The organism is uncultured Tateyamaria sp. (genome assembly GCF_947503385.1).
Taxonomy (GTDB): domain Bacteria; phylum Pseudomonadota; class Alphaproteobacteria; order Rhodobacterales; family Rhodobacteraceae; genus Tateyamaria.
The window spans coordinates 17,841-33,096 of sequence record NZ_CANNDO010000009.1; the positions used below are offsets into that span (position 1 = coordinate 17,841).

The 15,256-nt window shown below is 63.1% G+C and carries 17 protein-coding genes; 10 read left to right on the top strand and 7 right to left on the bottom strand.

The genetic code is table 11. The features are described from left to right. The first annotated feature begins 44 nt into the window (after nt 1-44). From Q1A85_RS20135 to Q1A85_RS20155, 5 genes are read left to right on the top strand one after another with little or no spacing between them, the layout of a single operon-like run. The gene (locus Q1A85_RS20135; protein WP_299693926.1) at nt 45-995 is read left to right on the top strand and encodes an MBL fold metallo-hydrolase; all 951 of its coding nucleotides are present in this window, start codon (nt 45-47) and stop codon (nt 993-995) included. Next, entirely contained in the window at nt 992-1,516 is a 525-nt protein-coding gene (locus tag Q1A85_RS20140) for a DinB family protein (protein WP_299693928.1), read from the top strand. Before Q1A85_RS20135 ends, Q1A85_RS20140 begins: the two co-directional genes overlap by 4 nt. Then, nucleotides 1,513-1,728, top strand: coding sequence for a hypothetical protein (locus tag Q1A85_RS20145; RefSeq protein ID WP_299693931.1), 216 nt, complete (start codon nt 1,513-1,515; stop codon nt 1,726-1,728). The genes Q1A85_RS20140 and Q1A85_RS20145 overlap by 4 nt, the downstream gene beginning before the upstream one ends. Next, the gene (locus Q1A85_RS20150) at nt 1,718-3,268 is read left to right on the top strand and encodes an FAD-dependent oxidoreductase (RefSeq protein ID WP_299693934.1); all 1,551 of its coding nucleotides are present in this window, start codon (nt 1,718-1,720) and stop codon (nt 3,266-3,268) included. The genes Q1A85_RS20145 and Q1A85_RS20150 overlap by 11 nt, the downstream gene beginning before the upstream one ends. Next, nucleotides 3,265-3,462, top strand: coding sequence for a DUF2783 domain-containing protein (locus Q1A85_RS20155; protein WP_299693936.1), 198 nt, complete (start codon nt 3,265-3,267; stop codon nt 3,460-3,462). The genes Q1A85_RS20150 and Q1A85_RS20155 overlap by 4 nt, the downstream gene beginning before the upstream one ends. A 91-nt stretch (nt 3,463-3,553) precedes the next feature. On the opposite strand, the gene Q1A85_RS20160 is transcribed toward Q1A85_RS20155, so the two are convergent. Then, the gene (locus Q1A85_RS20160; RefSeq protein WP_299693938.1) at nt 3,554-3,940 is read right to left on the bottom strand and encodes a RidA family protein; all 387 of its coding nucleotides are present in this window, start codon (nt 3,938-3,940) and stop codon (nt 3,554-3,556) included. A 112-nt stretch (nt 3,941-4,052) separates the two neighbouring features. Here Q1A85_RS20160 and Q1A85_RS20165 point away from each other — a divergent pair, with 112 nt between their 5' ends. The 5 genes from Q1A85_RS20165 to Q1A85_RS20185 all read left to right on the top strand — a co-directional run bounded on the left by Q1A85_RS20165 (nt 4,053) and on the right by Q1A85_RS20185 (nt 9,844). After that, nucleotides 4,053-4,751: a glutamine amidotransferase gene (locus Q1A85_RS20165; protein ID WP_299693940.1), complete on the top strand. Its 699-nt coding sequence runs from the start codon at nt 4,053-4,055 to the stop codon at nt 4,749-4,751. Further along, nucleotides 4,748-5,926: an amidohydrolase family protein gene (locus Q1A85_RS20170; protein ID WP_299693942.1), complete on the top strand. Its 1,179-nt coding sequence runs from the start codon at nt 4,748-4,750 to the stop codon at nt 5,924-5,926. The genes Q1A85_RS20165 and Q1A85_RS20170 overlap by 4 nt, the downstream gene beginning before the upstream one ends. Further along, a complete protein-coding gene (locus Q1A85_RS20175; RefSeq protein ID WP_299693944.1) occupies nt 5,923-7,326 on the top strand; it encodes an FAD-binding oxidoreductase in 1,404 nt (467 codons plus the stop codon). Before Q1A85_RS20170 ends, Q1A85_RS20175 begins: the two co-directional genes overlap by 4 nt. Nucleotides 7,327-7,624: 298 nt before the next feature. Continuing rightward, on the top strand, nt 7,625-9,286 hold the full coding sequence (locus tag Q1A85_RS20180; protein ID WP_299693946.1) for an ABC transporter substrate-binding protein: 1,662 nt from the start codon (nt 7,625-7,627) through the stop codon (nt 9,284-9,286). Between the two features lie 69 nt (nt 9,287-9,355). After that, nucleotides 9,356-9,844 carry a DUF2165 domain-containing protein gene (locus Q1A85_RS20185; protein WP_299693947.1) on the top strand — a complete coding sequence of 163 codons (489 nt, stop codon included), beginning with the start codon at nt 9,356-9,358 and terminating at the stop codon, nt 9,842-9,844. On the opposite strand, the gene Q1A85_RS20190 is transcribed toward Q1A85_RS20185, so the two are convergent. From Q1A85_RS20190 to boxC, 6 genes are all read right to left on the bottom strand, one after another. Next, nucleotides 9,841-10,302 (bottom strand): 3-hydroxyacyl-CoA dehydrogenase family protein, encoded by a 462-nt coding sequence (locus Q1A85_RS20190; protein WP_299693949.1) that lies wholly within the window; start codon nt 10,300-10,302, stop codon nt 9,841-9,843. The two genes, Q1A85_RS20185 and Q1A85_RS20190, sit on opposite strands and share 4 nt — an antisense overlap. Then, a complete protein-coding gene (locus Q1A85_RS20195) occupies nt 10,299-11,156 on the bottom strand; it encodes a helix-turn-helix transcriptional regulator (protein ID WP_299693951.1) in 858 nt (285 codons plus the stop codon). Before Q1A85_RS20195 ends, Q1A85_RS20190 begins: the two co-directional genes overlap by 4 nt. A gap of 200 nt (nt 11,157-11,356) precedes the next feature. Then, nucleotides 11,357-11,818, bottom strand: coding sequence for a flavodoxin domain-containing protein (locus Q1A85_RS20200; protein ID WP_299693953.1), 462 nt, complete (start codon nt 11,816-11,818; stop codon nt 11,357-11,359). Between the two features lie 10 nt (nt 11,819-11,828). Continuing rightward, entirely contained in the window at nt 11,829-12,002 is a 174-nt protein-coding gene (locus tag Q1A85_RS20205) for a hypothetical protein (protein WP_299693956.1), read from the bottom strand. A 12-nt stretch (nt 12,003-12,014) separates the two neighbouring features. After that, nucleotides 12,015-13,463 carry a benzoyl-CoA 2,3-epoxidase subunit BoxB gene (boxB, locus tag Q1A85_RS20210; protein WP_299693959.1) on the bottom strand — a complete coding sequence of 483 codons (1,449 nt, stop codon included), beginning with the start codon at nt 13,461-13,463 and terminating at the stop codon, nt 12,015-12,017. A 46-nt stretch (nt 13,464-13,509) separates the two neighbouring features. After that, complete coding sequence (gene boxC, locus Q1A85_RS20215; protein WP_299693962.1) at nt 13,510-15,165, bottom strand: 2,3-epoxybenzoyl-CoA dihydrolase; 1,656 nt, start codon at nt 15,163-15,165, stop codon at nt 13,510-13,512. Nucleotides 15,166-15,256 lie beyond the last annotated feature (91 nt).

Genomic DNA, 15,256 nt, shown 5'->3' on the forward strand with positions numbered 1-15,256 from the left:
CCGGGGCAGCGCCCCGGTCCGACAGACACCAAAAGGACCAACACATGGCCAAAGCCTTCGCCTCCCAAGGGGACATGACCGAGAAAAAGATCACCTTCGAAGAAGTGGGCCGCGATCTCTGGGCCTTCACCGCCGAAGGCGATCCCAATTCCGGCGTGATCATCGGCGATGACAGCGTGATGATCGTCGAGGCGCAGGCCACGCCGCGTCTTGCTCACAAGGTCATCGAAAAGGTCCGCGAGGTGACCGACAAACCGATTACGCATCTGGTTCTCACCCACTACCATGCGGTCCGTGTCCTTGGTGCCTCCGCCTATGGCGCGCCACAAATCATCATGTCGGAAAAAGCGCGCGGGATGGTGGCAGAGCGCGGCCAAGAGGATTGGGACAGCGAATTTCAGCGCTTCCCCCGCCTTTTCGAAGGACATGAAAGCATCCCCGGCCTCACATGGCCCACCACCACTTTCAACGGTCGGATGAGCATCTATCTGGGCAAGCGGCGGGTCGACATCATGCAGGTGGGCCGCGCCCACACGGCGGGCGACGCAGTGATCTACGTGCCCGACGCCAATGTTATGTTCACCGGTGATATCGTCGAATACCACTCCGCCTGCTATTGCGGCGACGGGCACTTTCACGACTGGCCCAAGACGCTGGAAAACATCCGCGACTTCAACCTCGACGCCATCGCACCGGGCCGCGGGGATGCCCTCCAAGGCCGCGACATGGTGAATGCCGCCATCGACAGCACCGCCGACTTTGTCCGCTCCACCTACCTGCCCGCAGCCCGCGTCGCCCTGCGCGGCGGCACACTGAAAGAGGCATGGGACGCCGTGCGCGACGAATGCGATCCCAAATTCAGCGACTACGCGATCTACGAACACTGCCTGCCCTTCAACGTCGCCCGCGCCTATGACGAGGCGCTCGACATCGACACACCCCGCATCTGGACTGCCGAACGCGACATCGCCATGTGGGAGGCACTGCAGGCATGAGCGACGCCATCGACATGCTGATCCGTATGGCCCAGAACAACGCATGGGCCAATGCGCGCCTCTACGACCGCATGTCCGACATGGACGCCGCGACCTTTGCCGCACCGCGCCCCGGTTTCTTTGGATCCATTAAGGCGACGCTGAACCACATCCATCAGGCCGATCTTTACTATATCGACGCACTGGAACAGGGCGGGCAAGGCCGCAGCGTCTATGCGACGGACGAAATCTCGGACGTGCCGCGCCTCGCCGCCGCGCAGGCGGCAACCGATGCGCGCCTCATCCGCTTTTGCACAGGTCTCAGCCCCGATATGCTGGACGACATCCGTCACACGGAACGGCGCGAGGGCATAATGACCGAAACCGTCAGGGCCCTGCTGCCGCATCTCTTCCAGCATCAGGTCCACCACCGCGGCCAAGCCCATGTGATGCTGCAGGACGCAGGCATCGCGCCGCCGCAACTGGACGAATTTCACCTCGACTACGACCGCCACCCGGCGGCTCAAGCCTACTTCACATGAGCAAATACGGCCCCACCCGCGGCGACCTGCTGTTTCGCCTCGCCTTTTCGCTGGCCGGGCTTGCCGTCCTCGTCGCGGCCATCACCTATCGCGGCTGGCCCCAAGGCCCCGGCGGCTGGGAAGCGGTCGGCATCGCTGGCCTCTTCTTTGGCGGCACCACCCTCTGGACCACCATCAAGCTGATCAAAAAGGACCACCCCGATGGCCTATGATTACGCCCCATTTCCCTACGTCGCCCCACCGGGCCTCACCAGCCCAGAACCGCGCCACCCCGTGGCAATCGTGGGCGCAGGACCGATTGGCCTCGCCATGGCCATCGATCTGGCGCAACACGGCATCAAATCCGTCGTGCTGGATGACAACAACGTCGTCTCCGTCGGCTCCCGTGCGATCTGCTGGGCCAAACGGACGCTCGAAATCTTCGACCGCCTCGGCGTTGGCACCCGGATGCGCGACAAAGGTGTCACGTGGAAAGTTGGCCGCCTGTTTCACGGCGCGGACGAGGTCTACAGTTTCGACCTGCTCCCCGAAGATGGCCACAAATATCCCGCCTTCGTGAACCTCCAGCAATACTACGTCGAACAATACCTCGTCGAACGCGCGCAAGCGCTCAGCGACCATATCGACCTGCGCTTTCTGAACAAGGTCACCGACCACAGCGATCACGGCGACCATGTGCGCCTGTCCGTCGAAACCCCCGACGGCCCCTACCAACTGGAGGCCGAATACTACATCGCCGCCGAAGGCGCTGGCTCTCCCACACGCAAGCGTATGGAGCTCCCCTTCAAAGGGCAAACCTTCGAAGAACACTTCCTGATCATCGACGTCGAATTGCCAAACAGCCCGTTCGAGACCGAAGACCCCGAACGCTGGTTCTGGTTCGCCCCGCCCTTCCACGCGGGCCAATCGGCGCTGCTGCACAAGCAACCCGACAATATATACCGCATCGATCTGCAACTGGGGCCCGACACCGACCCCAAATCCGAAGCCACCGAGGAAAAGGTCATCCCGCGTATCAAGGCCATAATCGGTGACATGCCCTTTCGCCTCGACTGGATGAGCGTGTACAAATTCCGCTGCGCCAAACTGGACCGGTTCGTGCACAACCGCGTGCTTTTCGTGGGTGACAGCGCCCATGTGGTCTCCCCCTTTGGCGCGCGCGGTGGCAATGGCGGCATTCAGGACGTGGACAACCTCGGCTGGAAACTCGCCGCCGTGCTGAACGGCGCGCCCACAACGCTCCTCGACAGCTACGATGCCGAACGCCGCCACGGGTCGGACGAAAACATCCTGAACTCGGCCCGCGCCACCAATTTCATGACCCCAAAATCTAAGATCGAGGCACTCTTTCGCAACGAAACCCTGCGCCTCGCCGCAAAACACCCGTTTGCACGCAAACTGATCAACTCCGGCAGGCTCAGCCAACCATGCGCGCTGGCGGATATGCCCCTGCAAACCGGCGACCACCCGCTTGTCGGGCGCGCATTGATCGACATGCCGCTGCCGGATGGATGGCTCGTCGAAGCTGTTCAGGGCCGCTTCTGCCTGCTCACCCTCGATGCGCAGAACTGGCAGGTGCCGGACACAATCGACACCTACGCGCTGCCCGCCACGCCCGAGCGCGCCGCCCGCTACGGCGATACCGGCGCTGTTCTGCTGCGCCCGGATGGCCACATCTGCGCCTGTTTCACGACGCCGGACGCGGCCGCCATTCAAGCGGCCTACGCACGCGCCACCGGAGCCACGCCATGATCATCAACGACAGGCTGGGCCCACAGGGCGACGACGTCTACGCCGCCCTCATCGCCGCCCATGACGGGCTCGACACAGATCAATCCCATGCGCTCAACGCCCGGCTCGTGCTTATCCTGCTGAACGAGATTGCTGACCCAAACCGCATCGCCGCCCTTTTGGCAGAGGCACGCGCCCTGTCTTCTTCTGACTGAAAATACCACGGGGGTTTGGGGGCAGCGCCCCCATTCCGCGCAGCCGCCAAAGGCGGATGCAAAACATCACGTGCCGCGTCAGCGGCGCCTGTCAGGGGGCCGCCGCCCAGGCTTCGACCTCGACCACGAACTCGGGCCGGGTGAAACCCGACACGATCATCAGGGTCGAACTTGGCAATATGTCGCGCGCCCCGATAAACGCATCGCGTGCTTGCATATAGCCCGCCATGTGGCGTCGGTCCGTCACAAAGGCACTCAGGTGAAAAACATCGTCCGGCCCCATCCCCGCTTCGCTCAGGATCGCGGCAATGTTGGCAAAACAGATGCGGGCCTGCGCCTCGGCTCCGTCCGGGACGACACCCTCAACCAGCCCCAACTGCCCGGAACTGCGCACCACGCGCTGACCGGCAGGCACCTCCACCCCATGGGAATACCGGGCAAAAGGCGGGGCGATGGATGGTGGTGCAAGTGCTTTCATGGCCTCAGACTTGCGCAATGGCGCGAAATTTGGAAGGCTCCGCGAACATCTCTGGCACAGATTCACGTCTTTAGGGCCGCACGAAATCCCCAGCGTCAAGGGAGCGATGCGTATGCGGATCCTATGTATTCGGCACGAGGCCGACCCAACCGATGACCGGATCACCACATGGTGCGCGGACAATGGCGTCACCGCCGACATCCGGCGTCCTTTTCAGGGCGACAATCTTGGCGACATCACGGATGATCTTGCGGGTGTTGGGGTCTATGGCGGTGTGTACAACGCCTATGACGCCCCGCTGCATCCGTTCCTGAACGAAGAATACCGCATGATCGACGCGGCCATGACGGCAGGCGTGCCGCTCTTGGGCTTGTGTCAGGGGGCCCAGATGATCGCCCACCACATGGGCGCATTTGCGGGCGATCCCGGTCACGGCCAGCACGAATTCGGCTATTACGAGGTCACGCCCACGGATGCCGGGCGCGCGTGGCTGCCCGCGCCGATGCATTTCACGCAAGCCCATTTCCACACCTTCGACACACCCGCCGGAGCCACCCGCCTCGCCTCCAGCGCCCTGTTCAAAAATCAGGCATTTGCGGTCGGGGACAGGGTCATGGCGCTTCAGTTCCACCCCGAGCAGACGACAGCCGGCTTTGGCCGCTGGATGGCGCGGGGCGACGATTGGGGCCGCTACGACGCACCCGGCGTGCAAAGCAAAACGGAACAGGCCCGCCTGATGGCCGAACATGACCCGGCGCAGCACACGTGGTTTATGGGCTTTCTCGACCGGTTCTTCGGACCCCGCCTGTGATCGACATTCAGGTGCCCAACAGCGTGCTGCGCGATCCCAAGCGGTTCGGCGGCATCACCCAAGGCGACATGCGGCGCGGACGCCCCGTGCTGCGCGACGGCCGCATCGTGGCCCTCACCCCGCCCCAAGGCGGCGCGGCGCATGTCGTCCTGCCCAAACTGGTAGAGGCGCATTGCCATCTCGACAAATGCCACACGCAGCACCGCTTGAGTCCGACGGGCGGCGACCTGCCCCACGCCATCGCACAGCAGCGCGCGGACAAGGCGAACTGGACGGAATCCGACCTGCGCACCCGCGCCGCACGCGGACTGGCCGAAGCACAGGCGGCAAGCTGCCACCTGATCCGCAGCCATGTCGATTGGGGCGACGCGGCGGCCCCGCCCCTGGCCTGGTCGGTGCTGGGCGAACTGGCGCAGGATCATCCGGGCCTGCAACGCGCCGCATTGACCGGCGTGCTGCAATGGACTGACGCCCGCTTTGCCGCCACCGTTGCCCGCCAGCTTGAGGCGGACAAGGGCGTTCTGGGCGCTTTTGTCTATGACCAGCCGGGTTTTGCGCAGGGCTTGCGCGCGATCTTCGACGCCGCAGTCCGGCACGCACTCCCGCTCGATTTCCACGTGGACGAGGGCTTGGGCGACATGAACGGGCTTGAGGTCATCGCGGATACCGCCATTGCCACAGGATATGACAGGCCGATCCTGTGCGGTCACGCGGTCAGCCTCATGGACCGGGCCGACGCCGATCTTGCCCGCATCATCGACAAGCTGCTGGCCGCACGCATCCACATCTGCGCCTTGCCCACGACAAACCTGTACCTTCAGGGCCGCACGGACGGCACGCCGGACCGGCGTGGCCTCACGCGGCTGCGCGAATTGCACGCGGGCGGCGTGCCCATCATCATCGGGTCAGACAATGTGGCCGATGCGTTTTGCCCAACCGGCGCACATGACCCAATGGCCGCCCTGTCGCTTGCCGGTCTTGCGGCGCATCTCGACCCGCCACTGGGCCGCTGGCTGACTGCCATCACCACCCATGCCGCAGCGGCCTTGGGCCATGCACCGGCCTATATCGATACAGCCCCGCTGGCCGCCATGTCGGTCTATGACGCGCCGACCCTCGCGGACGTGATCGCAGGCCGCGCCGCACCCGTTCCCGCCACACAGGTGTTCACATGACCTCCATCTCCGGCAAAACCGACATCGACTGGGCCGCCTTTGCCACCGCGCTGGCCCCGGTCGAAACCATCACCGACACCGTGCTGGTCAAGAAACGCAGCCGCGATTTCTTTTGGTACTCGCCCCTTCTCAATGACAGCCTGCGCAACTGTTTCGGCGACCTTGTCGCCCGCCCAAAAAACCATGCCGAGATGGTCCACACACTCGCGGTGGCCTATGCCCATGACGCGCCGGTGGTGCTGCGCGGTGGCGGCACGGGCAACTATGGGCAGGCCGTGCCGATGGACGGCGGGCTGATCATCGAAACCACCGGCCTCAACCGCGTGCTCGACGTGGGACGCGGCTTTGTCCGGGCCGAGGCCGGTGCGCTCATGGCCGACATCAACCGGGTGCTCGCGGACAGCGGACAAGAGATGGCGATGTTCCCGTCCACGCAAGACATCGCCACCATCGGTGGCTTTGTCGCGGGCGGCAGCGCAGGCATCGGCTCTATCGCCAATGGCGCGCTGCGCGATCCCGGCAACCTCATCGCCCTCAGCGCCCTGTCGGTCGAGGCCGCGCCTCAGACCCGCGTGTTCAACGGGGCAGACACGCTGCACATCCACCACGCTTGGGGTCTCAACGGGGTCATCACCGACGTGACACTGCGCACCGTGCCGCGCCGCGACTGGGTGGGGTGCATGGCGACCTTCGACAGCTACGCCGCCGCCTATGCTGCCGGATACGCGCTGGCCCGCGACGGGACCATCGCGGCCAAGCTGATCACAACTGTGGATGCCCGCATCTGCGCCTATTTCCCCAAACTCGCGGGCCACATCCGCAAGGACAAGCATCTGCTCGTGTCCCTGATCCCGCAAGAACACCGCGATCCCTTTGCGAGCCTGATACGGGACGCGGCGGGCCATGTTGACCTGATGATGACCGACACCGAACGCCAAGACCTTGGCCTGCCGCATGTGTTCGACTTCAGCTACAACCACACAACGCTGCAAGTGCTCAAGGCCGACCGCAGCGCCACCTACCAGCAGGTGGGCTGCCCCATCCCGCCGGACCCAGAGGCCATCGCCAATGTGCGCCCGAAACTGGGCGACGACGTGTGGATGCACCACGAATTTGCCCGCGTCGGCGGCGAGATCGTGACCTTTGACCTGCCGATCATCTGGTTCACCACGCCAGAGCGGCTGGCCGAGATCAACGCGACCTATACGGCAAACGGCTTTGCTGTTTACGACGCGCACACGTGGAACGTCGAAGGCGGCGGGCTCAAGGCCGATTACACGCATCTGGCATGGAAAAAGCGGATGGACCCCAAAGGATTGCTCAACAGCGCCAAATCCCGCTTTTGGGCGGACGTGGCCCACCTGAGCCCGGATGAAATCGAAGCCTTGGGACAGTCCTGACCCGCTTCCGGCACATGTCGCCTGCGTCCGGTGTGCGACCGGATCTGCGGCCAAAGGGCGGTTTTGCACCGTGGGACGCCGTGGAATCACAAAGAACCCCGAAAATTATCGAGTATTTGTGTTTCCGCGACCCCGGATCATGGGGTTGACGCCATGCGTGTGATCGTTTGAAGTCACCGCGTCCCCCAAAAGGGGTGGCGAAAAAACGCAGGTCAACTGCAACACCAAACTGGCGGACCACTCATGCCGCCACATAAGGGCGCGAGGGACACTCGCGACGCCAACAGAGAGGAAGAACATGGATTTTGTAACCCGCACCGGCAAGCCGATGCCAAAGGTGATTGTGGACCAGGCCGCCAAGGTCGGTTCCGACGCCGTCAACCGCCGCGAATTTCTGGCCATGGCCAGCACCTTCGGCGCGACGGCTGCCACCGCATACGGCATGTTGGGCATGGCCGCACCGGCCAAGGCCGCTGCACATGCCAAACAGGGCGGCACCGTCCGCATCCAGCAAGAGGTCCGCGCGCTCAAGGATCCGCGCACCTATGACTGGTCCCAAATCGCGAACGTTTCGCGCGGCTGGCTGGAATATCTGGTCGCCTACGAGAATGACGGCACCTTCTCGCCTTCGCTGCTGGAAAGCTGGGAAATCAACGAAGACGCGACCGAATACACGCTGAATGTGCGTCAGGGCGTCAAGTGGAACAACGGCGAAGACTTTACCGCCGATGACGTGGCGCGCAACATCGCGGCATGGTGCGAAAAAGAGGTCGAAGGCAACTCGATGGCGGGCCGCTTTGCGACCCTGATCGACGCCGACACCGGCAAGGCCATTGACGGCGCGATCGAGGTTGTGGACGCCAATACGGTCAAGCTGAACCTGCCTGCCTCCGACATCACGCTGATTGCGGGCATGGCAGACTACCCGGCGGCCATCACGCACAGCTCGCACAACAGCGACACGATGCTCGACAACCCCATCGGCACCGGCCCGTACCTGCCTGAATCACTCGAAGTGGGCGTCAAGGCCGTTCTGGTCCGCAACGAAGACCACACATGGTGGAACGCTGGCAACGGCGCGTTTTTGGACCGGATCGAATATATCGACTACGGCACGGACCCGTCCGCCTTTGTTGCCGCCGCCGAGGCGGACGAGATCGACATGACCTACTCCATCGAGGGTGAGTTCATCGACATCTTCGACACGCTGGATGGCTGGGTGAACAACGAGATTGCCACCGCGGCAACCATCGTGATCCGTCCCAACCAGTTGGCCGAAGTCGACGGCAAAAAGCCTTACGAAGACGCGCGCGTCCGCAAGGCGATCACCATGGCCGTGGACAACTCCGTTCTGCTGGAATTGGGTTATGCCGGTCGCGGCATTCCGGCCGAAAACCACCATGTCGGCCCGATGCACCCGGAATATGCCGAAATGGCGGAACGCACCGTCGACCCAGCCGCAGCCAAGGCGCTGATGGAAGAGGCCGGCATGGCCGATTTCGAGCACGAGCTGATCTCGATCGACGATGCGTGGCGCAAGGACACCACCGACGCGGTGGCCGCCCAACTGCGTGACGCGGGCATCAAGGTCAAGCGGACCATCCTGCCCGGCTCGACCTTCTGGAACGACTGGGCCAAGTATCCGTTCAGCTCGACCAACTGGAACCACCGCCCGCTGGGCGTCCAGATTTGGGCCCTCGCCTACCGGACCGGTGAAGCGTGGAACGAGTTCGGCTATTCGAACCCCGACTTTGACGCCAACCTCGAAGCGGCGCTGGCCACTGCGGATGTCGAGGCGCGTCGCGCCCTGATGGCCAAAGGTCAGCAGATGCTGCAAGACGACGGTGTGACGATCCAGCCCTATTGGCGGTCGCTCTACAACCACACCAAAGAAGGTCTGGAAGGCGGCGCCCACCACATCTCGTTCGAGATCCGCCCCGCGGATCTGCACTGGACCTAAGACCGGTCCAGAACGTGTTGACGAGGGGTCGCCCATCCGGGCGGCCCCTTTTTTGATGGGAGACCGGAGATGGAAACGACACTGATAGCCGCCCAGGCGCTGACCACGGGGTTGATTGCGGCATGGCTCACGCTGGGTGTGCGGGACAACCTGCTCCACCCGTCCGTGAACGAAACCTATACCGCCGAAGTCATGGAAATGCGCCGAATGCGCGATGACTACCCCGAGGCGTTCGCGCCCGTCGCGCACCGGGCCATCACCGACCGGCGGGTCCAACTGCTGGCCTTTCGTGCGGTCGTCGCCGCCGAACTCATCGCCACGCTCATCCTCTGGGCCGGGGTAATCGGGCTGCTCATGGCGCTTGCGGGCACTGCCACGGTGGACGGCGCGCGGACGGTGGCGCTGGTGGGCACGATGGCCTTCACCGCCGTGTGGGCCGGGTTCCTGATCGTCGGCAACCATTTTTGCTACTGGTTCTGCCACGAAGCCGCGCAGAACACGCATTACCAAATGACGCTCTGGGGTGTGGCCACGATGGTCCTGCTGGCGCTTGGCTAAACCGCAGCAACCTTGTCAGCGGGCAGGTGCAGCAGCCGACCGGCCTGCGCCCCCGCATCCCGCAGCACAGGCCCGACACGGGCGTGCAGCGCATCCACCAGATCACCGCCTTCCAACTCGGACCGCTCAACCTTGGCAAACCACGCCTCTTCGCGCACCAGATCGTCGATCAACGGGTCGATGACCGCCCCGCCGCCGCCGGGATAGCGGTAATACCCCCAGCCTGCCGCCTTGCCCAGACGTCCTTCGGCCACCATACGCTGCAACACCGGGCTGCCCGCACCCTGCCGTGCCGCCAGCACCCGGTCCAGACCTGCCAGATCCTGGGCTTCGCACGGCCCGATGCCGTAACCCCACCCCACCAGCGCCTCATCCAATTCCCACGGGGCGCAATGACGCCAGATCAGCGCATCACACGCCAGCCAAAACGATGTCTGAAGCGGGTCTATCCCGGTCATACAGGGCCAAGACCCGTCAGCAACCGGTGCTTTGCAATGACCGTCAGCACGTCATTGACCGAACTTTGCACCGGGCGCGATGTCGTATCCACCTGCGCAAAAGCCCGTTGATAATCCGGCGTCCGCGTGGTCAGCAGCGCCTTGAGCTGGTCCATCGCGCCGGGGTTGCCTTCCATCGGGCGCAGATCGCCCTGCGCCCGCACCCGTGCCATATGCTCGGCCGGGCTGGTGCGTATCCAGATCGTGTGAAACCGCTCCAACACCTGCGCATAGGTCGCGGGGGCCGCCACGATGCCACCTGACACCGCAAGGATCAGCTTGTTGTGCGAGGCGACAATTTCATTCAGCGCCTGCGCCTCTGCCGCGCGGTAGCCGTCCTGACCATAAAGCGCCATGACCTCTGCCGTGGGCATCCCCGACTGCGCCTCGATCAGGTCGTTCAGTTCAACAAACGGAATCTTCAGTTTTTCCGCCGCCTGCGCGCCCAAGGTGGACTTGCCCGCACCCCGCAACCCCACAAGGCAGATGCGCTGCGCCCGCAGGATCGCCGGGTTCTTTGCCGCCTGATACAGTTGCGCCACCCGAGCCGAATCCGCGTCCATCGGGTCCGTCTCACTCACCAAATCCTCGATCCGGACATCCAGCGCCGTTGCCACACGGTCCAGCAGAATGACCGATATATTGCCCTCACCCGCCTCAATCTGCGCAAGATAGCGCGGCGAGACGCCAGAGCGTTCCGACAGCGCCCGGCGCGACAGCCCAAGGGCCGCGCGCGCCGCACGCACACGGGTGGCCAGCCGATCCATGATCGCACTGCCATTGTCCTGAATTTGCGCGTTCTTATTCATCAGCATTCATGTTTTTTACATCCCGCCAGCTAATGCAAAAACAAGCGGGTTCAAGGAATTAGCGCAGCACAACATGCGACCAGATGCCCCTGTTATGGGGCCTGAGCGGGATGAATTCCGGTACACAACCGTATGCAGATGCACAGCGCACGTGCCCCCGCCGGCCAGCGGGGCGGCACGGGGAATGGCGCAGGATTTGTGAATGATCAGGCGGCCTTGTCTGCCGCAATCAGGTCCATGATGTCACGCACCCACGGCAGGGCAATGTCCTCTGGCATCTCGAAACCGGACGCATCATGCAGCCCCCGTTCGCCGACCTGCTGGGCGCCTTGGGCCACCAGCATCTCCATCAGCTTTTTGGACCCGTGATTGAACGTCTCGGCAAAGACCTGATCCCCAAGCCCGAAAATCGCAAAGCGCAGGCCGGTCAGGTCCGGTTTGCCCGTCGTCAGCGCCTCTTCAAAGGGCAGCGCGGTGGATGGCAGATCACCATTGCCATAGGTCGAGGTGACAAAGATGTAGAACCACCCGGTGTCGAGGGCAGCAGGCTCCACATCCGCAAGGCTCTGGATGTCGCAGATAAACCCGTCGCCCAGTTCCGCCGCAATATCTTCGCACAGCATCTCTGAATTGCCGGTTTCAGAGCCGTAATACAGTCCAATATTCATAGGCATGTCCTCAATGCAGCCGGGCGGACGGGCCCGCCTTGTACCGGCGGCACATCTCATCCTGTTCGTCCCGCGTCAGCATCATATAGAGCGCGAGGCACATTCCGGTACATCCATCGCATTCCAGCGCGCAGAACGGGTGTTGGCGTGCGGTGTCTGTCAGGGCCTTTCTGTCGATCTGCATCGCATTCCCTCCTCAGGCCATGTGCAGTTTGACGTATTCGAAATCGCCGGGCTTGTTGTCGATGCCGACGCGCGGCGGCGCGATCCAACTGGCGTATTTGCCCGGCTCATAGCAGGGTTTCATGAGCGATTGGATAAAGGCGCCGTCCTCTTTGGTCGGCAACCACTCATGCGCGCGCGCGTCCCAATCCGACCGGCTGATAAACGTGCCTTCGGGCGTGATGGGCTGATCCGCAAAGACGCCGATTTTACGGTGGAACCCCTCATGCGGCAGCGTCAGTTCAAAGTCGATGCCGGTGCGGGCAATCTGCTTGTTCCAGCGGCGCAAACCTCCGCTGGCATCACGCACATAATCGTCTCGCAGCCGCATGTTGATGGCCGTCAGCGCCGGTACATCCTCGGTCACGATGCGCCCGTCGACAACGCTGGCCACCTGATAGGTGTCGCCATGCAGGCGGTGATCATCCTCGATCCGCTGTTCCATATAGCGGCCCTTGATCCCTGCGTTGAACGCATTGGCGGCATTGGTGCTGACCTCCTGCCCAAACAGGTCAAGGCTGAGCGTATAGTGCAGGTTCATCTTTTTCTGGATCGTGGGCAGGTCGATGACCCCAAGGTCGCGGATTTTGTCCACGTCATAGGGATCGTCGATCCCGTTGGCTTCCATCGCCGCCAGCGTCGCCTGAATGGTCCGCGTCACGCCGGTTTCACCCACGAACATGTGGTGCGCCTCTTCGGTCAGCATGAACCGGCAGGTGCGTGACAGCGGGTCAAAGCCCGACTGCGCAAGGCTTTCCAACTGCATCTTGCCATCGCGGTCGGTGAAATAGGTGAACATGAAGAACGACAGCCAGTCCGGCGTTTCCTCGTTGAACGCGCCCAGCATCCGCGGCGCTTCTTCGGAACCGGACGAGCGGACCAGCATGTCATCCGCCTCTTCGCGCCCGTCCTTGCCGAAATATTTTTGCAGCAGGTAGACCATCGCCCACAGATGCCGCCCCTCTTCGACGTTCACCTGAAAGAGGTTGCGCATGTCGTAAAGACTGGGCGCGGTCAGGCCAAGGAAACGCTGCTGTTCCACCGACCCCGGCTCGGTGTCGCCCTGAATGACGATCAGGCGTTTGAGCATGTTGCGATACTCGCCCGGCACCTCTTGCCACGCAGGCTCGCCGAAATGCGCGCCGCACGGGATGCGGCGATCCTCGACCGCGGGCGCCAAGAGAACACCCCAGCGGTATTCCGGCATCTTCACGTAGTCGAACTTGGCCCAGCCCTTGGGGTCCACGCTGACAGCGGTGCGCAGGTAGACCATGCTTTCCTGAAAATTCTGCGGGATCAGGTCGTTCCACCAGTTGATGTAACCGGGGTGCCATTTTTCCAGCGCTTTCAACACCTTGCGATCTTCGCTCAGGCCCACATTGTTGGGGATTTGGGTGTCATAGCTGACGTTCATCACACTCATGTCTTCATCTCCTCCTTAGGCCGGAAACCGGCGTCGTGCCGTGCGGTTACACCCGCTCCATGTCGTAATTCCCGCGCACACCGGTGCCATACCGTTGCAACGCACCATCCGCTCCGACCGCATTGGGCCGGTTGAAAATCCAGTTCTGCCACGCCGTCAAACGACCGAAAATGCGCGTTTCCATCGTCTCCGGGCCTGCAAATCGCAGATTTGCCTCCATCCCCGTCATCGCATCGGGCGAAAAGCTGGCCCGCTCTTCCATGAAAATGCGGATCTCATCTTCCCAGTCGATATCGTCGAGGATCATCGTCACAAGGCCCAGATCGTCCGCCTCTTCCGCGTCCAGAGCGGTGCCGATCCGGTCGCGCAACCCATCCGCGCCGTCCGTGCCATAAAACCGCGTCTGCAACCGCGTCAGGTCATTGCCCATCGGGTAGGCGCCAAAATTGCCAGCACTCAGCGTCACGGTGGCCAAAGGCCGGTTGTCGCCCTCGAACGCGTCCTCCATCATATAGGTCCGGTCCACGGCCCACAGCAATTCCGCCAGCACCCCGGCAAAGCAGCTTCCGTGTTCGACCAGCGCCGTCAGCGACCGCGAGGTCACATCCACCCGCTTCAACACACGTTTCCAGTAATGGCGGATTTCCGTGCACAGCCAGTGGTCCGGGTGATCCAGCACAGCCGCTTCATGGGCCAAAACGGCCTCCGGGTCGCCTTGCGTGCGGAACACCCACAGGCCCAGTTCCGCCTCATTCAGGCGCAAATGCAGGATCGCGTCGTCCAGTTCGCGGGCCAGCCGCAGCAGGTAGAATTGATCGCCCTGCGCCACGATCTCATCCGGTGTCGCGGGCGCGTCGCCCGCAGGCCCCTTGATCGTGATCTCCACCCGCCGCCCGGACCGGTCCACCGCCACCTCAACCAGCGAATAGGCAACGCTTCCCTCTGCGCCAAAGGTCCGCTCCAGCGGGCCAAGCGTGATGCCCTGCGCCGCAGCCTTGTCATTCGCATCCGCGAATGCAGCGGCGCGTTCGGCCACAACTTCGTCAAACCGGGCGTTCGGCACGGCCTCGTCGACGAGATTCCACTGCACCGCGCGCTTGCCCTTCACGCCCTCTTCGGTCGAACAGAACACGTCCGCCAGATCGCGCCGCACGCGGCGCTTGTCCGTCACCCGCGTCAACCCGCCGGTGCCGGGCAACACCGCCAGCAGCGGCACCTCCGGCAGCGCCACCGACGACGTGGAATCGTCCGTCAGCATGATGTGGTTACACGCCAGCGCCAGTTCGTACCCACCCCCGGCACAGGCCCCCTGAATGGCCGCCACGTATTTTTGGCCACTGTCGGCCTCTGCGGCCTCATAGGTGTTGCGCGTCTCGTTGGTGAACTTGCAGAAATTCACCTTGTGCGCATGGGCGGCCCCCGCCAGCATCCGGATGTTGGCACCGGCGCAAAACACGCGGTCCTTGCCCGACCGCATCACCACAACCTTGACCTCCGGATGCTCGAACCGCATCCGCTGCACCACATCCGACAGTTCGATATCGACGCCCAGATCGTAGGAATTCAGCTTGAGCTGATAGCCATCGAACAGGCCGGCGTCCTCGTCCACATCCATAACCAGCGTGGCCACGGCACCATCATAGGAGACGCGCCAATGGCGGTAACGGGACGGATCAGTTTGAAAATCAATGCGGTCTGTCATGTCTGCGATTCCGAAGGATTTGCGCACTATCGTACATCGACCCGGTGGGTGAATGCACATTTACCGCCGAAATTCCGGACTTTTGCGCACT